Source organism: Streptomyces sp. SirexAA-E (assembly GCF_000177195.2).
GTDB lineage: Bacteria > Actinomycetota > Actinomycetes > Streptomycetales > Streptomycetaceae > Streptomyces > Streptomyces flavovirens.
Genome location: NC_015953.1, coordinates 4,791,550 through 4,816,506 on the forward strand (window position 1 = coordinate 4,791,550; position 24,957 = coordinate 4,816,506).

General features: G+C 70.1%; 20 protein-coding genes. 19 read left to right on the forward strand and 1 reads right to left on the reverse strand.

Annotated features, from left to right (window positions below; genetic code table 11):
• Position 1 precedes the first annotated feature (1 nt).
• The 16 genes from SACTE_RS21555 to SACTE_RS21630 all read left to right on the forward strand — a co-directional run bounded on the left by SACTE_RS21555 (position 2) and on the right by SACTE_RS21630 (position 20,965).
• Positions 2-478: a MarR family transcriptional regulator gene (locus SACTE_RS21555; RefSeq protein WP_014048131.1), complete on the forward strand. Its 477-nt coding sequence runs from the start codon at positions 2-4 to the stop codon at positions 476-478.
• Entirely contained in the window at positions 475-1,908 is a 1,434-nt protein-coding gene (locus tag SACTE_RS21560; RefSeq protein WP_014048132.1) for an MFS transporter, read from the forward strand. The genes SACTE_RS21555 and SACTE_RS21560 overlap by 4 nt, the downstream gene beginning before the upstream one ends.
• 26 nt (positions 1,909-1,934) lie before the next feature.
• On the forward strand, positions 1,935-2,492 hold the full coding sequence (locus SACTE_RS21565) for an isochorismatase family protein (RefSeq protein ID WP_014048133.1): 558 nt from the start codon (positions 1,935-1,937) through the stop codon (positions 2,490-2,492).
• Positions 2,493-2,721: 229 nt separating this feature from the next.
• Complete coding sequence (locus SACTE_RS21570) at positions 2,722-5,067, forward strand: ABC transporter family substrate-binding protein (RefSeq protein WP_014048134.1); 2,346 nt, start codon at positions 2,722-2,724, stop codon at positions 5,065-5,067.
• A 336-nt stretch (positions 5,068-5,403) separates the two neighbouring features.
• A complete protein-coding gene (gene typA / locus SACTE_RS21575) occupies positions 5,404-7,278 on the forward strand; it encodes a translational GTPase TypA (RefSeq protein WP_014048135.1) in 1,875 nt (624 codons plus the stop codon).
• A gap of 583 nt (positions 7,279-7,861) precedes the next feature.
• Entirely contained in the window at positions 7,862-9,493 is a 1,632-nt protein-coding gene (locus SACTE_RS21580) for an ABC transporter substrate-binding protein (RefSeq protein WP_014048136.1), read from the forward strand.
• 163 nt (positions 9,494-9,656) lie between these two features.
• Positions 9,657-10,589 (forward strand): ABC transporter permease, encoded by a 933-nt coding sequence (locus tag SACTE_RS21585; protein ID WP_014048137.1) that lies wholly within the window; start codon positions 9,657-9,659, stop codon positions 10,587-10,589.
• Entirely contained in the window at positions 10,582-11,529 is a 948-nt protein-coding gene (locus SACTE_RS21590; protein WP_014048138.1) for an ABC transporter permease, read from the forward strand. Before SACTE_RS21585 ends, SACTE_RS21590 begins: the two co-directional genes overlap by 8 nt.
• A gap of 11 nt (positions 11,530-11,540) precedes the next feature.
• A complete protein-coding gene (locus tag SACTE_RS21595; RefSeq protein WP_014048139.1) occupies positions 11,541-12,599 on the forward strand; it encodes an ABC transporter ATP-binding protein in 1,059 nt (352 codons plus the stop codon).
• The gene (locus SACTE_RS21600) at positions 12,592-13,734 is read left to right on the forward strand and encodes a dipeptide ABC transporter ATP-binding protein (protein ID WP_014048140.1); all 1,143 of its coding nucleotides are present in this window, start codon (positions 12,592-12,594) and stop codon (positions 13,732-13,734) included. Before SACTE_RS21595 ends, SACTE_RS21600 begins: the two co-directional genes overlap by 8 nt.
• Positions 13,735-13,894: 160 nt before the next feature.
• A complete protein-coding gene (locus tag SACTE_RS21605; RefSeq protein WP_014048141.1) occupies positions 13,895-15,523 on the forward strand; it encodes an ABC transporter substrate-binding protein in 1,629 nt (542 codons plus the stop codon).
• Positions 15,524-15,621: 98 nt separating this feature from the next.
• The gene (locus SACTE_RS21610) at positions 15,622-16,545 is read left to right on the forward strand and encodes an ABC transporter permease (RefSeq protein ID WP_014048142.1); all 924 of its coding nucleotides are present in this window, start codon (positions 15,622-15,624) and stop codon (positions 16,543-16,545) included.
• Positions 16,538-17,521 (forward strand): ABC transporter permease, encoded by a 984-nt coding sequence (locus tag SACTE_RS21615; RefSeq protein WP_014048143.1) that lies wholly within the window; start codon positions 16,538-16,540, stop codon positions 17,519-17,521. Before SACTE_RS21610 ends, SACTE_RS21615 begins: the two co-directional genes overlap by 8 nt.
• A 13-nt stretch (positions 17,522-17,534) precedes the next feature.
• A complete protein-coding gene (locus SACTE_RS21620) occupies positions 17,535-18,512 on the forward strand; it encodes an ABC transporter ATP-binding protein (RefSeq protein WP_014048144.1) in 978 nt (325 codons plus the stop codon).
• A complete protein-coding gene (locus tag SACTE_RS21625; protein WP_014048145.1) occupies positions 18,502-19,680 on the forward strand; it encodes a dipeptide ABC transporter ATP-binding protein in 1,179 nt (392 codons plus the stop codon). The genes SACTE_RS21620 and SACTE_RS21625 overlap by 11 nt, the downstream gene beginning before the upstream one ends.
• A 205-nt stretch (positions 19,681-19,885) precedes the next feature.
• Positions 19,886-20,965 carry a hypothetical protein gene (locus tag SACTE_RS21630; protein ID WP_014048146.1) on the forward strand — a complete coding sequence of 360 codons (1,080 nt, stop codon included), beginning with the start codon at positions 19,886-19,888 and terminating at the stop codon, positions 20,963-20,965.
• Positions 20,966-20,977: 12 nt separating this feature from the next.
• Here the strand turns inward: SACTE_RS21630 and SACTE_RS21635 are convergent, their stop codons facing one another.
• Positions 20,978-23,101 carry an alpha/beta fold hydrolase gene (locus SACTE_RS21635; RefSeq protein ID WP_014048147.1) on the reverse strand — a complete coding sequence of 708 codons (2,124 nt, stop codon included), beginning with the start codon at positions 23,099-23,101 and terminating at the stop codon, positions 20,978-20,980.
• 166 nt (positions 23,102-23,267) lie between these two features.
• Here SACTE_RS21635 and SACTE_RS21640 point away from each other — a divergent pair, with 166 nt between their 5' ends.
• The 3 genes from SACTE_RS21640 to SACTE_RS21650 all read left to right on the forward strand — a co-directional run bounded on the left by SACTE_RS21640 (position 23,268) and on the right by SACTE_RS21650 (position 24,918).
• A complete protein-coding gene (locus SACTE_RS21640; RefSeq protein ID WP_014048148.1) occupies positions 23,268-23,462 on the forward strand; it encodes a hypothetical protein in 195 nt (64 codons plus the stop codon).
• An 86-nt stretch (positions 23,463-23,548) separates the two neighbouring features.
• Entirely contained in the window at positions 23,549-24,457 is a 909-nt protein-coding gene (gene mshB, locus SACTE_RS21645; protein WP_014048149.1) for an N-acetyl-1-D-myo-inositol-2-amino-2-deoxy-alpha-D-glucopyranoside deacetylase, read from the forward strand.
• Positions 24,454-24,918, forward strand: coding sequence for a DUF6113 family protein (locus SACTE_RS21650; protein ID WP_014048150.1), 465 nt, complete (start codon positions 24,454-24,456; stop codon positions 24,916-24,918). Before mshB ends, SACTE_RS21650 begins: the two co-directional genes overlap by 4 nt.
• Positions 24,919-24,957 lie beyond the last annotated feature (39 nt).

Sequence of the window (24,957 nt, forward strand, 5' to 3'; positions counted from 1 at the left end):
CATGACCGCCCCACTTCAGGAACCTCCCGGGCCTCGGCCGCCCGAGCCGGACGCCCCGGCCGCCGGGCACGTGGCGACGGACCTCGCGACCGTGGTCGGCCGGCTGCTGCGGCGGATGCGGACCATGCAGCCGGAGGGTGTGCTGACGCCGTCCCAGCGCTCGGTGCTGGCCCGGCTGGACGAGAGCGGCCCGGCCACCACGGCGGCGCTGGCCCGCGCCGAGTTCGTACGCCCGCAGTCGATGCGGCTGACCCTGGCCGCGCTGGAGGCCCGGGGGCTGGTGGCACGGGCCCCCGACCCGTCGGACGGCCGCAAGTCGGTCGTCTCCGTCACGGACGAGGGGCTCGCCGCGCTGGCCGGGGTCCGGGCGGTCACCCGGGGCTGGCTGGCGGACGCGATCGCCGACGAGCTGGACGGCGAGGAGCGCCGTACGGTCGCCGAGGCCGTGGTGCTGATACGCCGCCTGGTCGACAAGTGACCCGCCCGGGGACGCCCCCGCCCGGCCCGGCGGCGGACGTACACGTCGGGCCGGCCGCCCCGCGACCGGGGTCCGCCCAGGGATTCGGCGTCCGCCTCACCGCGCCGCTGCTGATGGGCTCGCTGCTCAACCCGCTCAACACCACCATGATCTCCACCGCCCTGGTGGCCATCGGGCACAGCTTCGGCATCGGGGCCGCCGACACCGCCTGGCTGATCTCGGTCCTCTACCTTGCCAGCGCCGTCGCCCAGCCCGTCCTCGGCAAACTGGCCGATGTGCTCGGCCCGCGCCGGGTCTTCCTGGCCGGCCTCGTCGTCGTGATGGCGTCCGGCCTGGTCGGCGCCCTCGCGTCCGGCTTCGGCATGCTGATCGTCTCGCGGCTGCTGCTCGGCATCGGCACCTCGGCCGCCTACCCGGCGGCCATGGCGGTCCTGCGCGACGAGTCCCGGCGCGTCGGCCGTGTCACCCCGCGCCCGGTGCTGGCCCGGCTCTCCTTCGCCGCGCTCGGCAGCGCCGCCGTCGGGCCCGCGCTCGGCGGGCTGCTCGTCACGTTCGTCGGCTGGCGGGGCATCTTCGCCGTCAACGTCCCCGTCGCGCTGCTCGCGTTCGGCGCCGCGCTGGTCTGGGTGCCGGCCGACCCGCCACGCGCCCGGGACGGGCAGGGGAACACCCCGAAGCTCGCGCTGGACCCGCTCGGCATCGGCCTGTTCTCCGCCGCCCTGACCGTGCTGGTCTTCTTCCTGCTCCGCCTGACCGACCCCCTGTGGTGGCTGGCCGCGCCCTTCGCCGTGCTGACCGCCGTGCTGGCCTGGTGGCAGCTGCGCACCCCGCGCCCCTTCATCGACCTCCGGATGCTCGCGGGCAACGGCGCACTGCTGCGCACCTACGCCCGCCAGGGCCTGAGCTACCTCCTCATCTACTGCGTGATGTACGGCTTCACGCAGTGGCTGGAGGAGGCACGCGGCTACTCCTCCGGCCACACCGGACTGCTCATGCTGCCGATGTCCCTCACCGCGCTGGCCTGCTCGCTCCTGGGCGCCCGCACGAAGTCCCTGCGGGCCCCGCTGACCCTGGCCTGCGGACTGCTCATGGCCGGGGCGGGCATCCTGCTGACCCTCTCCGGCTCCACCCCGCTCGCCGTGCTGCTGCTCGCCGGCGCCTGCTTCGGCGCCCCGCAGGGCCTCATCGGCACGAGCAACCAGGCCGCCGTCCAGGCCCACGCGCCGCCCGAGGCCATCGGATCCGCCGCCGGCCTCCAGCGCACCGCCCAGTACCTCGGCGCGATCACCGCCTCCGGTCTGATCGCCCTCGCCTACGCGGACGCCGCGAGCGACGCCGGACTGCACCTCATGGCCGCCGTCTCCGTCGTCCTCGGTGTCCTGCTGACCGTCCTGACCGTCACCGACCGCGCCCTGCGCGCACGCACCTGAACGACCCACCCCCGAGGAGTACGCACATGACCGCCACCACCCTGGACCCCAAAACCGCCCTGATCGTCGTCGACCTGCAGAAGGGCATCGTCGGCGCCTCCACCGTCCACCCCGCCGGAGACGTCGTGGCCAACGCCGCGACCCTCGCCGACGCCTTCCGTGCCAAGGGCCTCCCCGTCGTCCTCGTCCGGGTCACCGGCGGCGCCCCCGGCCGTACCGAGGGCGACGCGGCCCGGTCCGGACAGCGGCCGCCCGCCGACTGGGCCGACATCGTGCCCGAGATCGGCCCGCGCGAGGGCGACATCGTCGTCACCAAGCAGCAGTGGGGCGCCTTCCACGGCACCGACCTCGACCTCCAGCTGCGCCGCCGGGGCGTCACCCAGGTCGTCCTGACCGGCATCGCCACCGCCATCGGCGTCGAGTCCACGGCCCGCGCCGCCCACGAACACGGCTACCACGTCACCGTCGCCACGGACGCGGTCACCGACCTGGACGCCGACACCCACCGCACCAGCGTCGAGAAGATCTTCCCGAGGCTCGGCGAGACCGACACCACGGCGGCGATCGTCAAGCTGCTCGGCTGAGAGCCTGTCGGGCGGCCCGCGACCGGGCACCCGACAGGATCCGGGTACCCCCTCCGGGGCCGCACGGGTGACATCCCGGCCGCACCGGCCGTGCCTGCGCCCCCTCGCGCGTGGAGGTGAGTTCAGTGGATCACCACATCAGTGTGATCAGCTGCAAATGCCACCAAAACGTTTGTCATCCGGTCCATTCCGGTACGGGTGGGCCGGGCCGGCCCCGGAGGTATCAGCCATGGCCCACCTCGGCGTCCCGCACGGGACGGCCCGAAAGCGCCGCTCGGTCGCACTCCTGGCGACGGGGGTGCTCACGATTCCCGTACTGGCGGGCTGCACCTCGGACGGCGACGACCGCGTCCCGGTGGCCGTGTCCCAGGACATCGCCCCGGCCGCCCGGGACCGGGTCGCCGACGGCTCCACCCTCACCTGGGCGATCGACGCGCTGCCCGCGACCCTCAACACCTTCCAGGCCGACGCCGACGGCGCCACCACCCGGGTCACCGGCGCCCTCCTGCCGACCCTCTTCCCGATGGACGCGCGGGGGGAGCCCCGGCTCAACCCCGACTACCTGGAATCGGCGAAGGTCATCGAGCGGGAACCCAAGCAGGTCGTGCTCTACAAGCTCGACCAGCGGGCCGTGTGGAGCGACGGCCGGGAGATCGGGGCGCCCGACTTCGTCGCCCAGTGGCGCGCGCTGAGCGGCAAGGACTCCGCGTTCTGGACCGCGCGCAACGCGGGCTACGAGCGGATCGAGAAGATCGATCGCGGCAAGGACGACCTCCAGGTCAGAGTCACCTTCGCCAAGCCGTACGCGGACTGGCGCGCGCTCTTCTCACCGCTGTACCCGAAGGAGGTCACCGGTTCCCCCGGCGCCTTCAACGACGGTGCGCGCACCACGCTCAAGAACACCGCGGGGCCGTTCCGGCTGCGGAGCGTGAACAAGGACGAGGGAACCGTCACGCTCGACCGCAACCCGCGCTGGTGGGGCGACCGGCCGAAGCTGAAGTCGCTCGTCTTCCGGGCCGTGAAACCCGGGGACCGCGCCGACGCCCTCACCGAGGGCACCGTGGACGTCGCCGACATCGACCCCGCGGCGGCGAACAGCATCGCCCAGGCAGCCCGCTACCGCACCGGCAAGGGAGGGCCGCCCGCCCACGGCCCCGGGGCCGACATCACCCCGGCCGCTGCGCTGCGCTCCTGGGCACTGGCCTACGGATCCGACGAGGAGGCGGCCGAGGCCGCCCGGGCGGCCCGCGCGAAGAACCGCGAGGCCGTCGCCGCCTACGCGGCCGAACAGAAGGCGCTGAACGGCTTCGCCGTGCGCAAGTCGCTGGAGCCCGCCTACACGCAGCTGGCGCTGAACGGCGAGTCCGGGCCCCTCTCCGACGAGCGGGTGCGCCGCGCGGTCGCCCGCGCCCTGAACCGCCAGGAGCTCGCCGACACCGTGCTCAAGCCGCTCGGCCTGCCCGCGAAGCCGCCCGGCAGCCACCTGGCCCTGGCCGGGCAGCCCGCGTACAAGGACGCCAGCGGGGCGCTCGGCGACCAGGACACCAAGGAGGCGCGGGCACTGCTGGCGGACGCGGGCTGGACGCTCGGCGGAGCCGCCGAGAAGCCCAAGGACACCGAGGCCGGCAGCGAGGCCGACAAGAAGACGGACGCGGAGGCCGACAAGAAGGCGTCCGCCGAGGCGAGCGACAAGCCCTCCGGCGCGGACGCGGACAAGGCATCCGCCACCGAGGAGGAGGACGACAAGGCCTCCCGCGACGAGGGGCTGTACATCGTCGGCGACGACAAGCCGGGAGGCCGTCCCACCCGCACCGCCGTCCCCCAGGCCCTCGCCACCGCACCGGCCGCCGCCGCCCAGAGCGCGGCCGTGATGCGCCAGGTCGCGGCCGTCACCGGCGACGAGGCCGGCCGGGTCAGCGCCCAGGACAAGCAGCCGCCCGGGGGAGCGCCCGGCGCCTACGCCCCCAAGGGCACGGCGGCCCCCGCCCCCGCCCCCGTCAGCAACCGGCTCGGCAAGGACGGCAAGCCGTTGACCCTGCGCTTCGTCCTCCCGTCCGGCCCCGGATCGCAGTCGCTGCGCGGCGTGGGAGCCAAGATCGTGGAGATGCTGGACGCGGTCGGCATCGGGGCCCAGATCACCAAGGTCGACGACGCGGACTACTTCAAGGACCACGTCGCGTCGGGCGACTACGACATGGCGCTCTACTCCTGGCCCGCCACCGCCTACCCGGCGACCGACGGGCGCCCCATCTTCGCCAAGCCGGAACCGGCCACCGACGGATCGCTGCTGGTCGAGCAGAACTACACCCGGGTCGGCTCCGACCACATCGACCAGCTCTTCGACCGGGCGGTCTCCGAACTCGACGACAAGACCTCCAGGGACCTCCTGAAGCAGGCGGACGCACGGATCTGGGCGGCCGCGGGATCGATCCCGCTGTACCAGCGGCCGCAGCTGGTCGCGGTCGACAAGAGGCTCCGCAACATCGGCGCCTTCGGCTTCGCCACCCCCCGTTACCAGGACATCGGCTTCGTCGGGGGCCAAGCGGCAGGTTCCCCCGCGAATCGTACGAAGTAGCAGGTCAAGGGGCTGATCGAAGCTCAGAACCAGCTCAATTCCCTTGCCCGTCGGCATCGCCGGCGGGCAAGGTTGCGTCTGCCTGGACCCGGGCTTCTCCCTCTCCCCACACCCCTTGCCGTCCGGCCCCCGCAGCCGCCGGACCATGCCGCGACGACGGTTGAACACGGGTTGAACAACACCCGGCGGATGCCTCCGCGGACCGGGCCGGGACGTCTCAGGCGCGTCGTGCCCGTACCATGGGACCAGCCGTGGCGTGTCCGCCCGGCGGGCGTACGAGGACTCGAGACCGACAAAGACGCCTGATCCCACGATCGAGAGAAGCTCAAGCCACCCATGCCCACGCGCCACGACATCCGTAACGTAGCCATTGTTGCCCACGTCGACCACGGCAAGACCACCCTGGTCGACGCCATGCTCAAGCAGGCGGGTGCCTTCGCCGCCCACGCCGCCGAGAACCTCGACGAACGCATGATGGACTCGAACGACCTGGAGCGTGAGAAGGGCATCACGATCCTCGCCAAGAACACGGCGGTGAAGTACCACCCCAAGGACGGCGGGGACCCCATCACGATCAACATCATCGACACCCCCGGCCACGCCGACTTCGGCGGCGAGGTCGAGCGCGGTCTGTCGATGGTCGACGCGGTCGTCCTGCTCGTCGACGCCTCCGAGGGCCCGCTCCCGCAGACCAGGTTCGTGCTGCGCAAGGCGCTCGACGCCAAGCTCCCGGTGATCCTCTGCATCAACAAGACGGACCGCCCGGACTCGCGTATCTCCGAGGTCATCGACGAGACGTACGACCTCTTCCTGGACCTGGACGCCGACGAGGACCAGATCGAGTTCCCGATCGTCTACGCCTGCGCCCGTGACGGCGTCGCCTCGCTGACGAAGCCCGAGGACGGAACCGTCCCGGCCGACAGCGACAACCTGGAGCCCTTCTTCTCCACCATCCTCTCCACGGTCCCGGCCCCCGAGTACGACGCCGAGGCCCCGCTCCAGGCGCACGTCACCAACCTCGACGCCGACAACTTCCTCGGCCGCATCGCGCTCTGCCGCGTCGAGCAGGGCGAGCTGCGCAAGGGCCAGACGGTCACCTGGATCAAGCGCGACGGCACCATGTCCAACGTGCGCATCACCGAGCTCCTGATGACCGAGGCGCTCACCCGCCAGCCGGCCGAGAAGGCGGGCCCGGGCGACATCTGCGCCGTCGCCGGATTCCCGGACATCATGATCGGCGAGACCCTCGCCGACCCCGAGAACCCGATCGCGCTGCCGCTGATCACGGTCGACGAGCCGGCCATCTCGATGACCATCGGCACCAACACCTCGCCGCTCGTCGGCAAGGGCGGCAAGGGCCACAAGGTCACCGCCCGTCAGGTGAAGGACCGTCTGGACCGCGAGCTGATCGGTAACGTCTCGCTCCGCGTCCTGGACACCGAGCGTCCCGACGCCTGGGAGGTCCAGGGCCGCGGTGAGCTCGCGCTGGCGATCCTCGTCGAGCAGATGCGCCGTGAGGGCTTCGAGCTGACCGTCGGCAAGCCGGAGGTCGTCACCAAGCAGATCGACGGCAAGACGCACGAGCCCGTCGAGCGCATGACGATCGACTCGCCCGAGGAGCACCTCGGTGCCATCACGCAGCTGATGGCGACCCGCAAGGGCCGCATGGAGACGATGACGAACCACGGTTCGGGCTGGGTCCGCATGGAGTGGATCGTGCCCTCCCGCGGCCTCATCGGCTTCCGTACGGAGTTCCTGACCCAGACCCGCGGTACGGGCATCGCGCACTCCATCTTCGAGGGCCACGAGCCCTGGTTCGGCGAGCTGCGCACCCGTCACAACGGCTCCCTGGTCGCCGACCGCGCGGGCACGGTGACGCCGTTCGCGATGGTCAACCTCCAGGAGCGCGGTGTGATCTTCACCGAGGCCGGTACCGAGGTCTACGAGGGCATGATCATCGGCGAGAACTCCCGCGCCGACGACATGGACGTGAACATCACCAAGGAGAAGAAGCTCACCAACATGCGTGCGGCTTCCGCGGACACCACCGAGAACGTGGTGCCCGCCCGCAAGCTCTCGCTGGAGCAGTCCCTGGAGTTCTGCCGCGACGACGAGTGCATCGAGGTGACCCCGGAGACGGTCCGCATCCGCAAGGTCGTCCTGGACCAGAAGCAGCGCGGCCGTACGGCTTCGCGCGCCAAGAACGGCTGACCCCGCCGCCGGCACCGCCCGGCGTCGAGTGACAACTCCCCGTTCGGAAGAGGCACTTCCTCTTTCGGACGGGGAGTTCTCGTGGAGGTCCCTCGCCGGCCCGTCCGGGCCGCACCCGCCTTCCCGGACCGGGCCCGCCCTCCCGGAGGCGGGCCCCGTTCCCCGTCGGCCGCCGACGTGGCCCGGGGGCCCGGAAAGCGGTTGCGGTGGCCGGTGCGGTGAGGTCCTCCGAAGTCCCGAGGTCAAGAGGATTTCGTGGACGAGGTGTTCGTTAATCGACCATTGCTCTCCGGAACATGTGTTAACAGTCCGTTTCGGGGGTGTCTGTCTGGGATCACTTTGTCCGGATTTCGGGCCGGTCGGGGTTTCTGATGTTGTCAAACCGAGACCCTTTAAGTGTGGTTTACAGCCCGGTGTTCCTTAATAGTTGGCTCATTGAGCTCGGGTCAATGGGTCAGCGCACTGTGGGGAGTGCCGACTCACGAGCACACTCGGGGCACTGAAACGATCGCCGTCAGGGGTGTCGGTTGATCTCTCCAGTGCCCCTCTTGTAGTCAAAAGTGGACTCATGAGGAGGAAACCCATGCGCGGTGCCAAGAGCGCCAAGTGGGTCGCGGGAGCGGCAATCATCGCCCTGGCCGCGACCGCCTGTGGTGGCGGCGACAGCGACAGCGACAACGGTGCCAAGGGCGCCGTCGACGCGGACGGCATATTCTCCGTCGAGGTCGGTGAGCCGCAGAACCCGCTGCAGCCGGCCAACACGATGGAGTCGAACGGCAGCATCGTCACCGACGCCATCTTCTCGCAGCTCGTCGACTACGACCCCGACGGCAAGCTCGAGATGATCAACGCCGAGTCCGTCGAGACGACCGACAGCAAGCTGTGGACGGTCAAGCTCAAGAAGGACTGGAAGTTCCACGACGGCACCCCCGTCACCGCCGACTCCTACGTCAAGGCCTGGAACTGGGCCGCGAACATCGAGAACGCGCAGACGAACGCCTCCTGGTTCGCCGACATCAAGGGCTACGCCGACGTCCACCCCGACGGCGAGGGCGCCAAGCCGAAGTCCGACGCCATGTCCGGCCTGAAGAAGGTGGACGACTACACCTTCACCATCGAGCTCAACTCGGCCGTCCCGTACTTCTCGTACAAGCTCGGCTACACGGTCTTCTCGCCGCTGCCCGAGTCCTTCTACGCGGACCCGAAGGCCGCCGGTGAGAAGCCGGTCGGCAACGGCGCGTACAAGTTCGTCAGCTGGGACCACAAGAAGCAGATCAAGGTCGTCCGCAACGACGACTACAAGGGCCCCGACAAGGCGAAGAACGGTGGTGTGATCTTCAAGAACTACACCACCCTCGAGACCGCCTACGAGGACCTCAAGTCCGGCAACGTCGACGTGCTCCGCCAGATCGGCCCGAAGGACCTCCCGGTCTACCGTGCCGACCTCGAGGACCGCGCCGTGGACAAGGCCTACTCCGCGGTTCAGACGCTCGGTGTCGCCATGTACACCGACCAGTGGAAGAACACGGACCCGAAGGTCCTCCAGGGCCTGTCGATGGCCATCGACCGGGACACGATCACCAAGACGGTGCTCCAGGGCACCCGCGAGCCGGCCACGGGCTGGGTCGCCAAGGGCGTCCTCGGTTACCAGGAGAACGTCGCCGGTGACGTCACCAAGTACGACCCGGCGAAGGCCAAGGCCCTCATCAAGGAGGGTGGCGGTGTTCCGGGCAACGAGATCTTCATCCAGTTCAACGCCGACGGCGGCCACAAGGAGTGGATCGAGGCGGTCTGCAACAGCATCACGCAGGCCACCGGCGTCAAGTGCACCGGCGACTCGAAGGCCGACTTCCAGGCCGACCTGAACGCCCGCGACGCCAAGCAGGTGAAGTCGTTCTACCGCAGTGGCTGGGTCCTCGACTACCCGGTCAACGCCAACTTCATCAGCGACCTGTTCCGCACCGGTGCGGCCGGCAACAACGGCTTCTTCTCCAACAAGGACCTCGACGCGAAGATCAAGGCCGCGGACTCCGCCGCGAGCCTCGACGATTCGGTCAAGGCCTACCAGGAGATCGAGAAGGAGCTGGTCAACTACATGCCCAGCATCCCGCTCTGGTACTACAAGGTCAACGCCGGCTACTCGGAGAACGTCAAGAACGTGGACTACGCGCAGGACGGCGACCCGATCCTGACCGAAGTCCAGGTCATCAAGTAAGACCGACGTAGTCCGTGGGCCGGTGCGGGACCGACACTCACATCGGTCCGCACCAGTCCGCAGCTGTGGCCGGGGGGCCCTTCCACGCCGTCGACCGTCCTGAGGGACGTCGACGGCGGGGGAGGGCCCGTCGGCTGCTGCTTGCCTATTACATGGAGGCATGATGGGGCGCTATGTCGTACGACGACTGCTCCAGATGATCCCGGTCTTCCTCGGGACAACTCTGCTGATCTTCCTGATGGTCTATGCGCTGCCCGGTGACCCCGTGCGGGGGCTCTTCGGGGACAAGGGTGCCGACCCGGCCACTCTGGAAGCTATGCGGCACAAACTCGGCCTGGACCAGCCGATCCTGGTGCAGTACTGGGAGTACATGAAGGGGATCGTCGTCCACTTCGACTTCGGTACCCAGATAGCCAGTGGACGCCCCGTCACCGACGTGCTCGGCGACGCGTTCCCGGTCACCCTGCGGCTCGCGGGCATGGCTTTCGTGCTCGAGATCGTCCTCGGTATCGGCCTGGGCGTGTGGGCCGGTCTGCGTGCCGGCCGGCTGACCGACAACGCCGTCCTGATCTTCACCCTGCTGATCATCTCCATCCCGGTGTTCGTCCTCGGCTTCATCGTCAAGTCGGTCTTCGCCTTCCAGCTCGACTGGATCTCGCCCAACGTCTCGAACGACGCCACGTGGAGCGAGCTGATCGCCCCGGCCGTCGTGCTCGGGTCCCTGTCGCTCGCGTACGTCGCCCGGCTGACCCGGACGACCATGGCGGAGAACCTGCGCGCGGACTACATGCGTACAGCTGTGGCCAAGGGACTTCCCAAGCGCCGCATCGTGGGTGTGCACCTGATGCGCAACTCGCTGATCCCGGTCATCACGTTCCTCGGCACCGACCTCGGCGCCCTGATGGGCGGCGCGATCGTGACCGAGGGCCTGTTCAACGTGAAGGGCGTCGGCGGCACCATCTTCGAGTCGATCGTCCGGCGTGAGGGCACGACCCTCGTCGGACTGGTCACCGTCCTGGTGATCGTCTACCTCTTCATGAGCCTTATCGTCGACCTGCTGTACGCGGTCCTGGACCCGAGGATCCGGTATGCCTGACGCCACCAAGACCGCCCCCGCCCCCGAGGACGCCGAAGCACCTCTCGTCGGACCCTCGGTCGACGTCAAGGCGGAGAAGGCCCGCAGCCTCTGGGGCGATGCCTGGCTGGAGCTGCGCCGGAACTGGTACTTCATCATCTCGGCCGCGCTGATCGTCCTGCTGCTCGTGATCGCGATCGTCCCGAGCCTGTTCACCAGCGCCTCGCCCACCGTCGGCGACCTGGCGCACCACTTCCTGGGCAAGCCCGAGCTGAGCAAGGTCGGTTCGCCCGAGTGGCTCGGCTACGACGGCCAGGGCCGCAGCGTCTACGCGCGTGTCATCTACGGCACCCGGGCCTCGGTGATCGTCGGTATCTCGGTGACCCTCCTGGTGACGGTGTTCGGCGGCCTGATCGGCATGGTGGCCGGCTACTTCGGCGGCTGGGTCGACGCGCTGCTCTCCGGCTTCACCAACATCTTCCTCGGGCTGCCCTTCCTGCTCGGCGCCATGGTCGTGCTCCAGGCCTTCACCGAGCGCACGGTCCTGGTCGTGATCTTCGCCCTGGCCTTCCTCGGCTGGACGCAGATCGCGCGTGTCACACGCGGCGCCGTGATCACCGTCAAGCAGGCCGACTTCGTCCAGGCCGCCCGGGCGCTGGGAGCCGGTACGAACCGGATCCTCTTCCGGCACATCCTGCCGAACGTCCTGGCCCCGGTGATCGTCGTCGCGACCATCTCGCTCGGCGTGTACATCTCGGCCGAGGCCACCCTGTCCTACCTCGGTCTCGGCCTGGCCTCGCCGACCGTCTCCTGGGGTATGGACATCTCCGGTGGAGCGAGCCAGATCCGGGTGGCCCAGCACATCCTGATCTACCCCTCGATCATGCTCAGCATCACCGTTCTGGCGTTCATCATGCTCGGCGAAGCCGTCCGTAACGCCCTCGACCCGAAGACGCGATAAGGAGGGCGCACGTGACCACCATCGACAAGACCGCAACAGTCCCGTCCGCGCGCTCGGGAGACGACCACGTCGGCCCGCTGCTCGAAGTCCGCGACCTGCACGTGGAGTTCCACACCCGCGACGGCGTCGTCAAGGCCGTCAACGGCGTCAACTACAGCGTGGACGCCGGGGAGACGCTGGCCGTCCTCGGTGAGTCCGGCTCGGGCAAGTCCGTGACCGCCCAGGCGATCATGGGCATCCTCGACATGCCGCCGGGCAGGATCCCGCAGGGCGAGATCCTCTTCCGCGGCCAGGACATGCTCAAGATGTCGGCCGAGGAGCGCCGTAACATCCGCGGCCGGAAGATCGCGATGATCTTCCAGGACGCGCTGTCCTCGCTGAACCCGGTCCTCACCGTCGGCTACCAGCTCGGCGAGATGTTCCGGGTGCACCAGGGGCTGTCCAAGAAGGACGCCAAGGCCAAGGCCATCGGCCTGATGGACCAGGTGAAGATCCCGGCCGCCGCGGCCCGCATCTCGGACTACCCGCACCAGTTCTCCGGCGGTATGCGCCAGCGCATCATGATCGCCATGGCGCTGGCCCTGGAGCCCGACCTGATCATCGCGGACGAGCCCACCACGGCGCTCGACGTGACGGTGCAGGCCCAGGTCATGGACCTGCTCGCGGAGCTCCAGCGCGAGTACAACATGGGGCTGATCCTGATCACGCACGACCTCGGTGTCGTCGCGGACGTGGCCGACAAGATCGCGGTGATGTACGCGGGGCGGATCGTCGAGACGTCCCCCGTCCACGAGATCTACAAGGCGCCCGCCCACCCCTACACCAAGGGCCTGCTGGCGTCGATCCCGCGCCTGGACCAGAAGGGCCAGGAGCTCTTCGCGATCAAGGGGCTGCCGCCCAACCTGCTCCACGTGCCCTCCGGCTGCGCCTTCAACCCGCGCTGCACGATGGCGCAGGACATCTGCCGTTCGGACATCCCGCCGCTGCTGCCGGTGACGGGTACGGACGGCACCGAACTGGTCGGACGCCACAGCGCCTGCCATTTCTGGAAGGAGACGCTCCATGGCTGACATCCGCAAGGAGCCCGCGGACGCCACCCCCAACGTCACCGAGGTGGCCACGGTCGACGCGCCCACCGAGGAGGCGGCGGTCGCCGCCATCGACGCCCCGGTGTCCCAGGGGGAGCCGATCCTCCAGGTGCGCAACCTGGTCAAGCACTTCCCCCTGACCCAGGGCATCCTGTTCAAGAAGCAGGTCGGCGCGGTCAAGGCGGTCGACGGCATCTCGTTCGACCTGTACGCGGGCGAGACCCTCGGCATCGTCGGCGAGTCCGGCTGCGGCAAGTCCACGGTCGCCAAGCTTCTGATGACCCTGGAGCGGGCCACGGCCGGTGAGGTCTTCTACAAGGGCCAGGACATCACCAAGCTGTCCGGCCGCGCGCTGAAGGCCGTGCGCCGCAACATCCAGATGGTGTTCCAGGACCCGTACACCTCGCTGAACCCGCGCATGACGGTCGGCGACATCATCGGGGAGACCTTCGAGATCCACCCCGAGGTGGCCCCGAAGGGCGACCGGCGCCGCAAGGTGCAGGACCTCCTGGACGTCGTCGGGCTGAACCCGGAGTACATCAACCGGTACCCGCACCAGTTCTCCGGTGGCCAGCGCCAGCGCATCGGCATCGCCCGCGGCCTCGCGCTCAACCCGGAGATCATCATCTGCGACGAGCCGGTCTCCGCGCTCGACGTGTCGGTGCAGGCGCAGGTCATCAACCTGATGGGGAAGCTCCAGGACGAGTTCAACCTGTCCTACCTCTTCATCGCGCACGACCTGTCGATCGTCCGGCACATCTCGGACCGGGTCGGTGTCATGTACCTCGGCAAGATGGCCGAGATCGGTACGGACACCCAGATCTACGACCACCCGACGCACCCCTACACCCAGGCGCTGCTGTCGGCGGTCCCGGTTCCGGACCCGACGGCCCGTGACCGGCGCGAGCGGATCATCCTCTCCGGGGACGTCCCCTCGCCGGCCAACCCGCCGTCCGGCTGCCGCTTCCGTACGCGGTGCTGGAAGGCGCAGGACAAGTGCGCCACCGAGGTGCCGCTGCTGGCGATACCGGAGCGGTTCGTCGGCGGCTCGACGCCCGCCTCGCACGAGTCGGCCTGCCACTTCGCCGAGGACAAGGACGTCGTGCACGCGGCGTAACCCGGCGACACGCCGAAACGAAAGGCGCCCGGCCCTCTCAGGGGGCCGGGCGCCTTCGTGTGCCCGGGGCGCCCGTACGGCCGATGTGAACATGCGTCATACCGTCATATGGAGTGATATGAGGCATTGAGCTACTCACGGGAACCCTAGGAGGCACTCCATGCGCGGAGCCACACAGGTCAGGTGGGCCGCCTGCGCCGTCGCCGTCGCCCTGGCGGCCACGGCCTGCGGCGGCGGGGACGACGGGGGCGGCAGTGGCGCCGACGGGATCGTCAGCTCTTCCTGGGGTGACCCGCAGAACCCGCTGGAGCCCGCGAACACCAACGAGGTGCAGGGCGGCAAGGTCCTCGACATGGTCTTCCGCGGTCTCGTCCGGTACGACTCCAAGACCGGCGAGGCCAAGAACGAGATCGCCCGGTCGATCGACTCGAAGGACTCGCAGAACTTCACGGTGAAGATCAAGGACAACTGGACCTTCAGCAACGGCGAGAAGGTCACCGCGAAGTCCTTCGTGGACGCCTGGAACTACGGCGCCGCGCTCAAGAACAACCAGAAGAACGCGTACTTCTTCCAGTACATCGACGGCTACGACAAGGTCCACCCCGAGTCGGGCGACGCGTCCGCCGACACTCTCTCCGGCCTCAAGGTGGTCGACGACACGACCTTCACGGTCAAGCTCGCGCAGAAGTTCTCGCTCTGGCCCGACACGCTCGGCTACGCCGCCTTCGTGCCGCTGCCCAAGGCCTTCTACACCGACCACGACGCCTGGCTCTCCAAGCCGATCGGCAACGGGCCCTACACCGTCCAGAAGTACGCCAAGGGCTCCTCGATGAACCTGCGCAGGTGGGACGACTACCCCGGCGCGGACAAGGCGCAGAACGGCGGCATCGACCTCAAGGTCTACACGGACAACAACACCGCCTACACCGACCTGACGGCCGGCAACCTCGACCTCGTCGACGACGTGCCGGCCTCCCAGCTCAAGAACGTCAAGGCGGACCTGGGCGACCGCTACATCAACACCCCGGCCGGCATCATCCAGACGCTCGCCTTCCCGTTCTACGTGAAGGCGTGGGACACCCCCGACGCGGCCAAGGTGCGCCAGGGCCTGTCGATGGCGATCAACCGCGAGCAGATCACCAACCAGATCTTCCAGAAGACGCGCACCCCGGCCAGCGACTGGACCTCGCCGGTCCTCGGGAAGGACGGCGGCTTCAAGAAGGGCCTGTGCGGCACCGCGTGCGAGTACGACAAGGCGCGGGCCAAGAAGCTGATCGAGGAGGGCGGCGGCATCCCCGGCGGCCAGCTCAAGGTCTCGTACAACGCGGACACCGGCTCCCACAAGGAGTGGGTCGACGCCCTCTGCAACAGCATCAACAACGTCATGGGCAACAACAAGGCCTGTGTCGGTGCCCCCGTCGGCACCTTCGCCGACTTCCGCAGCCAGGTCTCCACCCAGAAGCTCACCGGCGCCTGGCGGGCCGGCTGGCAGATGGACTACCCGCTGATCCAGAACTTCCTGCAGCCGCTCTACTACACCAACGCCTCGTCCAACGACGGCAAGTGGAGCAACCAGAAGTTCGACGACCTGGTCGACAAGGCGAACGCCGAGACCGACAAGGCCAAGGCCGTCACCACCTTCCAGGACGCCGAGAAGGTCCTCGTCCAGCAGATGCCGGTCATCCCGCTCTGGTACCAGAACGGCAGCGCCGGCTACTCGGACCGGGTGGAGAACGTCTCGCTGAACCCGTTCAGCGTCCCCGTCTACGACCGGATCAAGGTCAAGTGACCCGTTGAGGCCGGGTGGCCGGTGCGCCGTCCGCGCACCGGCCACCCGGCCTCACGCATCCCCGCCCCGCCTGTTCGCCCCGACCTCCGGAGCCCTTCATGGGACGTTATGTGATCCGGCGGCTGCTGCAGATGATCCCCGTCTTCTTCGGCACCACGCTGCTGATCTTCCTCATGGTGAACGTGATGGGTGACCCCATCGCGGGCCTCTGCGGCGACCGCCAGTGCGACCCCGCGACCGCCGCCCGGCTGCGGGCCGAGTTCGGCCTCGACAAGCCCGTCTGGCAGCAGTACGCGACCTACATGGGCAATGTCTTCACCGGCGACTTCGGCACCGCGTTCAACGGGCAGAAGGTCACCGAGCTGATGGGCACCGCCTTCCCCATCACCATCCGGCTCACCATCGTCGCGATCGTGTTCGAGATCGTCATCGGCATCACCCTCGGTGTCCTCACCGGGCTGCGCCGCGGCCGGCCCATCGACACCACCGTGCTGATCCTGACCCTCGTCGTGATCTCCGTACCGACGTTCGTCACCGGCCTGCTGCTCCAGCTCCTGCTGGGCGTGGAGTGGGGTGTCATCAAGCCCTCCGTCTCCTCGGAGGCGCCCGTCGACGAACTCATCGTCCCGGGACTCGTCCTCGCCTCCGTCTCGCTCGCCTACGTCACCCGGCTCACCCGGACGTCGATCGCGGAGAACGCCCGCGCCGACTACGTCCGTACCGCCGTGGCCAAGGGACTGCCCCGGCGCCGCGTGGTCGTGCGGCACCTGCTGCGCAACTCGCTCATCCCCGTCGTCACCTTCATCGGGACCGACGTGGGCGCCCTGATGGGCGGGGCGATCGTCACCGAGCGGATCTTCAACATCCACGGGGTCGGCTACCAGCTCTACCAGGGCATCCTGCGCCAGAACTCCCAGACCGTCGTCGGGTTCGTCACCGTCCTGGTCCTCGTCTTCCTGGCGGCGAACCTGATCGTCGACCTCCTGTACGCCGTACTCGACCCGAGGATCCGCTATGCCTGAGCAGCAGCCGTGGGAAGACCCGAGCGGGGCGATCTCGGGCACCGGGGCCGGCGGGGCCACGGACCTCGCGATGGAGGAGGGCGGCAGCCTGGAGAAGTCACCCGGCCCCGACGGCACCGGTCCCGCCGGCAAGCCCCGCAGCCTCTGGTCCGACGCCTGGCGCGACCTGCGCCGCAACCCGGTCTTCATCATCTCCGCCCTGATCATCCTGTTCCTGGTCGTCATCTCGATCTGGCCCTCGCTGATCGCGGACCGGGACCCGCTCAGCTGCGACCTGGGCAAGGCGCAGGAGGGCTCCCAGCCCGGACACCCCTTCGGCTTCGACGGGCAGGGCTGCGACGTCTACACCCGGACCGTGTACGGCGCGCGGACCTCGGTCACCGTCGGCGTCTGCGCCACGCTCGGCGTCTCGCTGCTCGGCGGCGTGCTGGGCGGACTGGCCGGCTTCTTCGGGGGCGTCTGGGACGCGGTCCTCTCCCGCATCACGGACGTCTTCTTCGGCATCCCGGTGGTCCTCGGCGGCCTGGTGTTCCTCTCGGTGGTCACCAGCTCCACCGTCTGGCCGGTGATCGGCTTCATCGTGCTGCTGGGCTGGCCGCAGATCGCCCGTATCGCCCGGGGCTCCGTCATCACCGCCAAGCAGAACGACTACGTCCAGGCGGCCCGGGCGCTCGGGGCCTCCAACACCCGGATGATGCTGCGGCACATCACGCCCAACGCGGTCGCCCCGGTGATCGTCGTCGCGACCATCGCCCTGGGGACGTACATCTCGCTGGAGGCGACGCTGTCGTTCCTCGGGGTCGGGCTGAAGCCGCCGGCGGTCTCCTGGGGGATCGACATCTCCGCCGCCTCCCAGTACATCCGCAACGCGCCGCACATGCTGCTCTGGCCCGCCGGGGCCCTGGCGATCACGGTGCTCGCCTTCATCATGCTCGGCGACGCGGTGCGCGACGCCCTCGACCCCAAACTGCGCTGAGGAGCCCGCTGCCATGTTGCTCGAAGTGCGCGATCTGCACGTGGAGTTCCACACCCGCGAGGGCGTCGCCAAGGCCGTCAACGGGGTCAACTACAGCGTGGACGCCGGGGAGACGCTGGCCGTCCTCGGTGAGTCCGGCTCGGGCAAGTCGGTCACCGCCCAGGCGATCATGGGCATCCTCGACATGCCGCCCGGGAAGATCAGCGGCGGCGAGATCGTCTTCAAGGACCGCGACCTGCTGAAGCTCAGGACGGAGGAGCGGCGGAGGATCCGCGGCCAGGAGATGGCCATGATCTTCCAGGACGCGCTGTCCTCGCTGAACCCCGTGCTCAGCGTGGGCGAGCAGCTCGGCGAGATGTTCGTCGTGCACCGGGGGATGTCCCGGTCCGACGCCAAGGTCAAGGCCATCGAGCTGATGGACCGGGTACGCATTCCGGCGGCCCGTGAGCGGGTCGGCAACTTCCCGCACCAGTTCTCCGGCGGTATGCGCCAGCGCATCATGATCGCCATGGCGCTGGCCCTGGAGCCCGACCTGATCATCGCGGACGAGCCCACCACGGCGCTCGACGTGACGGTCCAGGCCCAGGTCATGGACCTGCTCGCGGAGCTCCAGCGCGAGCTCAACATGGGGCTCATCCTCATCACCCACGACCTCGGGGTGGTGGCCGACGTCGCCGACAAGATCGCGGTCATGTACGCCGGGCGCATCGTCGAGACCTCACCCGTCCACGACATCTACCGGGCCCCCGCCCACCCCTACACCAAGGGCCTGCTCCGGTCGATCCCGCGGCTGGACCAGAAGGGCCAGGAGCTGTACGCGATCAAGGGGCTGCCGCCCAACCTGCTGCACATCCCGCCCGGCTGCGCCTTCCACCCGCGCTGCCCGATGGCCCAGCCGGTGTGCCGTACGGACGTCCCGCCGCTCTACACCGTGGACGAGAACCGCAGGAGCGCCTGCCACTTCTGGAAGGAGACGCTCGATGCACGCTGACGAGACGGGCCGCGGGGGCGGCGGCTCCCTCCTCCAGGCCGGGGCGCCCGGGGCCGCGTACGCCGAGGGCGAGCCGATCCTCCAGGTGCGCGGCCTGGTCAAGCACTACCCGCTGACCCAGGGCATCCTCTTCAAGAAGCAGGTCGGCGCGGTGAAGGCCGTCGACGGCGTCGACTTCGACCTCTCGGCGGGTGAGACGCTCGGCATCGTGGGGGAGTCCGGCTGCGGGAAGTCGACCGTCGCCAGGATGCTGGTCCACCTGGAGCCCGTGACGGGGGGCTCCATCCGGTACAAGGGCGAGGACATCACCAAGCTGTCCGGCCGTGCGCTGAAGGCCGTGCGCCGCAACATCCAGATGGTGTTCCAGGACCCGTACACCTCGCTGAACCCGCGCATGACGGTCGGCGACATCATCGGGGAGCCGTACGAGATCCACCCCGAGGTCGCGCCCCGGGGGAGCCGGCGGAAGAGGGTGCAGGACCTCCTGGACGTCGTCGGGCTGAACCCGGAGTACATCAACCGGTACCCGCACCAGTTCTCCGGTGGCCAGCGCCAGCGCATCGGGATCGCGCGGGGGCTCGCCCTCAACCCGGAGATCATCGTCGCGGACGAGCCGGTCTCGGCCCTCGACGTCTCCGTGCAGGCGCAGGTGGTGAACCTGCTGGACCGGCTGCAGGCGGAGTTCGACCTGAGTTTCGTGTTCATCGCGCACGACCTGTCGATCGTCCGTCACATCTCGGACCGGGTGGGTGTCATGTACCTCGGCCGCATCGTCGAGATCGGTACCGACCAGGAGATCTACGACCACCCGACGCACCCCTACACCCAGGCGCTGCTGTCGGCCGTCCCCGTACCGGATCCGACGGCCCGTGACCACCGTGAGCGGATCATCCTGCACGGAGACGTGCCCTCACCGGCGAACATCCCGTCGGGCTGCCGCTTCCGCACCCGCTGCTGGAAGGCACAGGAGCGGTGTGCGCTGGAGGTGCCGCTGCTGGCGGTCCCGGCGGTCTTCCGGGACACCTCGACGCCGGCCCGGCACGACTCCGCCTGCCACTTCGCCGAGGAGAAGCGGGTGGTGCCGCCGGAGGGGCTGCTGGAGACGCCCGAGCCGGCGGACGCGCCGCCGGAGGAGGACGACCGGGACGACCGGGGCGGGCCGGCCTGACGACGCGGCCGGCGTCGTTAACGCGCACGCAACTCGGCCGTCGCCACACCGATATACGGACGTCCCACCATGGAGAACGTACGGCCGTGCGGGTGCCGTGGACCGGCCGGGGCGCGCATCACGTCGCCCCGGCCGGTTACCCGTGTCCTGCCCGCCGCCCGAGGCCCTCTTGTCCGTCCCCGTACCGCGGTGGAGTATCGCTGGGGTGATACTCACCCGGGGAGCGAGAACCACGGGCGCGGTGCTCTGCGCCGTGCTCGGGATCGTCGTCGCCTGCTGGATCGTGCGGGACCTGAGGGCGATGGGGGACCCGGTCGACCTGGTGCGCCACTGGGCCGGTTACGCGGACGCCCGGCCCGCCGCACCGCCCGTCACCACACAGACCGACGCGGTGCTGCTCGTCGTCTACGCCGCCGTACTCTTCACCGTGGCGCGCTCCCCGGTCGCGGCGGCCGCGCTGGTGTCCACCGGAGTGGTCACGCTGGCCCTGCGGCTGCCCTCCGTCTGGACGGTGGGCGCCTCCTGGACGGACGGGCGGTACAGCGACGTCCTGCGTACCCGGGCACTGGTCGGCACCTTCGTGGTCCTGGCCGCGGCCCTCGCGCTGATCGTCACCGGCGCCGCCGGCCGCAGGCCGCCCGTGGACGCCTACGAGCCGCTGCCCACCCGGCCCGGCCGGGGGGCCCGGGCCGCCGCCTTCGTGGCGCTCGGCGCCTCGGCGGCCGTGCTCGTCGCCTGGGAGGTCCGGCAGTTCGTCACGCTGCCCTCCGGCGTGTATCCCGACCGGCTCGTCGGCGGGCGGGCCGTCCTGACGGGGCTGACCGACGGGCCGCCCGGCTGGGGCGCCCTGGCGCTCGCGGCCGTCTGTCTGGTGGTGGCGTGGACCGCGCTCCTGGGAGCCGTCCACTCCCGGCCGCTGGGGATGATCGCGGGCGGCTTCCTGCTGCTCCAGGGGAGCTTCGGTGCGGCCCGGGCGGTCCACCACGAACTGCTGGTGCACTTCGGCGAGTTGCAGATCGAGTACCGACTCGTGGTGGCCACCTCGTTCTTCCAGGCCCTTGCCGGGGCCGTCGCGCTGCTCGCGCTGTCCCGTGAGGGCCTCGCGGACCCGGGCGGCCCCGACCCGGTACCCGGCGGCTACGGCTACCCGCCCGCCGGTTCCTCCGGGTACGGGTACCCGTCGGCCGGGCCCGGATACGCCGGTCCGCCCGGGTACGGCCGTCCGCAGCCGGGCGGACCGGGTGACGGCCCGCCGCCGCCCGGCCCGCCGCCGCCCGGCTGGTGAAACCCGGCGGCCCTACCGGGGGAGCCCCAGCGACCGCCTGAGGAAGTCCACCTGGAGCAGCAGCAGGTTCTCCGCCACCTGCTCCTGCGGCGTCATGTGCGTGACCCCGCTCAGCGGCAGCACCTCGTGCGGGCGTCCCGCCGCCAGCAGTGCCGAGGACAGCCGCAGGGCGTGGGCGACCACCACGTTGTCGTCGGCGAGGCCGTGGACGATCATCATCGGCCGTACCTCGTCGGCGGGTCGCGAGAGCCCCTCGTCCGTCACCAGGGAGTTGGCCGCGTACACCTCGGGCTGCTCCGCCGGGTCGCCGAGGTAGCGCTCCGTGTAGTGCGTGTCGTACAGCCGCCAGTCCGTCACCGGGGCGCCCACCACGGCCGCGTGGAAGACGTCGGGGCGGCGCAGCACCGCGAGGGCGGAGAGGTAACCGCCGTACGACCAGCCGCGCATGGCGACCTTCGTCAGGTCCAGCGGGAAGCGTCCGGCCAGCGCGTGCAGGGCCTCCACCTGGTCGTCGAGGGAGAGGGTGAAGTCGTCCCGCACGGCCTTCTCCCAGCCGGGTGAACGTCCCGGTGTGCCCCGGCCGTCCGCGGTGATCACGGCGAAGCCCTGGTCGGCGAACCACTGGGACGTGAGGTGCGCGTTGTGCGAGGCGACGACCCGGCGGCCGTGCGGTCCGCCGTAGGGGTCCATCAGGACAGGAAGCGGACCGTCGTCTTCCGTGTAGCCGGTGGGGAGCAGCACGGCGCACGGAATTCGCCGTGCGCCCCCTTCGGTCAGCCGCACTCCGGCAGACAGGACGGGTTCCTGGGCGTGGTTGGCGATCGTGGCGATCCGCTCGCCGTCCCGCAGGACCCGTACGGCCGTTCCCGGGCGCTCCAGGGAGGAGGAGACCATGACCGTCACCCCTCCCGCGCGCACCGCCGTGTGCACCCCGGGGCCCTCGCTGACGCGCTCGACGCCCAGCTCGTCGACCCGGTACACGTGGCTCTGGCCGGTCTCCGGGTCCGTGGCGCCCTCGCCGGCGGTGGCGGACACCAGGATGTCCGACTCACCGACGTCCAGCACCGCCTGGATGTGCAACCGGTCGCCGGTCAGCGGCCGGTCGCCGACCGAGAGCACCCGTGCGCCACCTTCGTCGGCGACGCGGACGAGCCTTCCGTCGGGGGCCCAGGCGGGCACTCCGGCGAAAAGTTCCAGCCACACCGGATCCTCGTCGACATGGACCGTACGGGTCGCGCCGGTCTCCGTGTCCACGGCCAGATACAGCTGACCGCGCTGGTCACGAGCCTGCACCAGCAACAGCGGGGTGCCGGCCGATGACCAGTGGACACGTGCCAGATACGGGAAGCGGGTCCGATCCCAGACAACTTCCGTACGGGCCCCGCCGAGGTCCGTCAGGAACAGCCGCACTTCGGCGTCGGGCGTGCCGGCGGCCGGGTAGGCGATCTCGGCGGGCCTGCTGCCCGGGTTGGCCGGATCGGCGATCCACCACCGCCGCACGGCGCCGTCGTCGGCCCGGGCGACCAGCAGCCGGTCCGAATCCGGCGACCACCAGAAGCCGCGGTGGCGGCCCATCTCCTCGGCCGCGACGAACTCCGCCAGCCCGTACGTGGTGTGCTCGTCCTCCGGCTCCGCGATCGCGCGGTCCCCCTCGCCGTCCACCCCCACGATCCGCAGCGCGCCCCCGGCGACGTAGGCGATGTGCCGGCCGTCGGGGGAGGGCCGGGGGTCGAGCACCGGGCCGGTCACCGGGAGCGCCCGCGCCGTGCCCGCCCCCAACTCGGCCACGTACACCGTGCCGGAGAGGGCGAACGCGGCCAACTCGGCGGCGGCGTCCACCGCGTAGCCGACGATGCCCGCGGAACCCTCCCGCGTCCGTTCCCGGCGGGCGCGCTCCTGCGGCGACAGCCTCTCCGCCGAACCGTCCAGCAGAGCCCCGGGATCGGCGGCGACGCTCTCCTCGCCGGTGCGGGTGTCCAGCACCATGAGGCGGTTCGTCCGGTCCGTGCCGGAGGAGGACCGGAGGAAGACCACCCTCGTCCCATCCGGTGAGACGGTGAAGGACCGGGGTGCGCCGAGAGTGAACCGCTGGGTCCGGGCGTGCTGGCGTGGAAAGGACAGCTTCTGCGAGGTCATGGCACCGAACCTAGCCGTGGAGTGCCGGTCCGTGCGCCCCTCGTGCTGCTGTGCCCCGATCAATGCGTCGGCACGGATAGTTATGATCCGTAGCGCTCGGTGGGTATGAACCTGCTGGCTCCATGTGTGCTGCCCGTCCCGACCGTACTGATGGAGGTGAACCGCCGTGGCACTCTCGATTTCGGCGGTGGTGCTGCTGGCGATCGTCGTCTTCCTGCTGATCCGGAAATCCGGACTGAAGGGCGGACACGCGGTGGTCTGCATGTTGCTCGGGTTCTATCTCGCGAGCTCGTCGATCGGCCCGACCATCTCGGAGGTGACTTCGAACGTGGCGGGCATGATCGGCGGGATCAAGTTCTGATCCGGATACCCGCACCGGGCCTCTTCATGCCCGTCGGCCCCGTGGGGCGGTCGGACCGAGGGGCGGGCGGCTCGTAGGCTGGTCCCATGAAGGACCTTCCCGCCCGCCGTCTGCTCCTGGTGCACGCGCACCCCGACGACGAGTCGATCAACAACGGCGCCACCATGGCCAGGTACGCGGCCGAGGGCGCCCACGTCACCCTGGTGACGTGCACACTCGGCGAAGAGGGCGAGGTCATCCCACCGGACCTGGCCCACCTCGCCGCCGACCGGGACGACACCCTCGGTTCCCACCGCGTCGGTGAACTCGCCGCCGCGATGAGGGAGCTGGGCGTCACCGACCACCGCTTCCTGGGCGGCCCCGGGCGGTACAGGGACTCCGGGATGATGGGCACCGAGCAGAACCACCGGCCCGGTGCCTTCTGGGACGCCGACCTGGACGAGGCGGCCGGACACCTGGCCGAGGTGATCCGCTCGGTGCGCCCCCAGGTCCTCGTCACCTACGACCCGGACGGGGGCTACGGCCACCCGGACCACATCCAGGCGCACCGGGTCGCGATGCGCGCCGCCGAGCTGGCCGCGGACCCGGCGTACGGCACCGGCGAGCCGCACACGATCGCGAAGACCTACTGGAACCGGGTGCCCCGGTCGGTGGCCGAGGAGGCCTTCGCCCGGCTGCGGGAGAGCGCCCCGGACGCCTTCGGAGGGATCGCCGCCGTCGGTGACGTCCCGGGGGTGGTGGACGACGACCGGATCACCGCGGAGATCGACGGCTCGGCCCACGCGGCGGCGAAGACCGCCGCGATGCGGGCGCACGCCACCCAGATCGCGGTGGACGGCCCGTACTTCGCTCTTTCGAACGACCTGGGGCAGCCCGTCTTCACCGCCGAGTACTACGAGTTGGTACGAGGGGCCGCGGGCGGGGACGATGGTGCCAGGGAGCACGACCTCTTCGCGGGCGTGCCGGACGCGGCGGCACCGGGAGCGGGGACATGAGCAGCAGGCAGCAGCGGGAGCGCGCCTCGTCGCGGGCGCCGCGCACCAACGCCCCGCCCAGGGCCCCGGAACCCACCGGGCTCGCCGCCCGCCCGAACCCCGCCAGGATCGCCGTGTACGCCGGTCTCGTGCTCCTGGGGGCGGCCCTGGGGGTCGCCGGCACCCTGGTGCAAGCGGCCCTGTTCCCGGGCGGATTGGTCCTCGCGCTGGTGGCGTCGGCCGGACTGTTCTACGGCGGCAGGGTGCTCACCGGGACCCAGCTCGGCGCGCTGGCCCCGGCGGTGGGCTGGTTCGTCGTGGTGGTTCTCCTGCTCGGCGGGCGCCCCGAGGGCGACTACGTCTTCGGTGACGCGGTCGGCCTGGCGCTCTTCATGCTCGGGACGATGGCCGTCGCTGTGATGTGTGCCACCATGTCCCGCCTGCCTTATCCGGCCAACGACACCCGTCCACCTGGGACGTGATGTGCTGTCTCCGCTCCCGGACCGCCGCTCCGGGCGGGA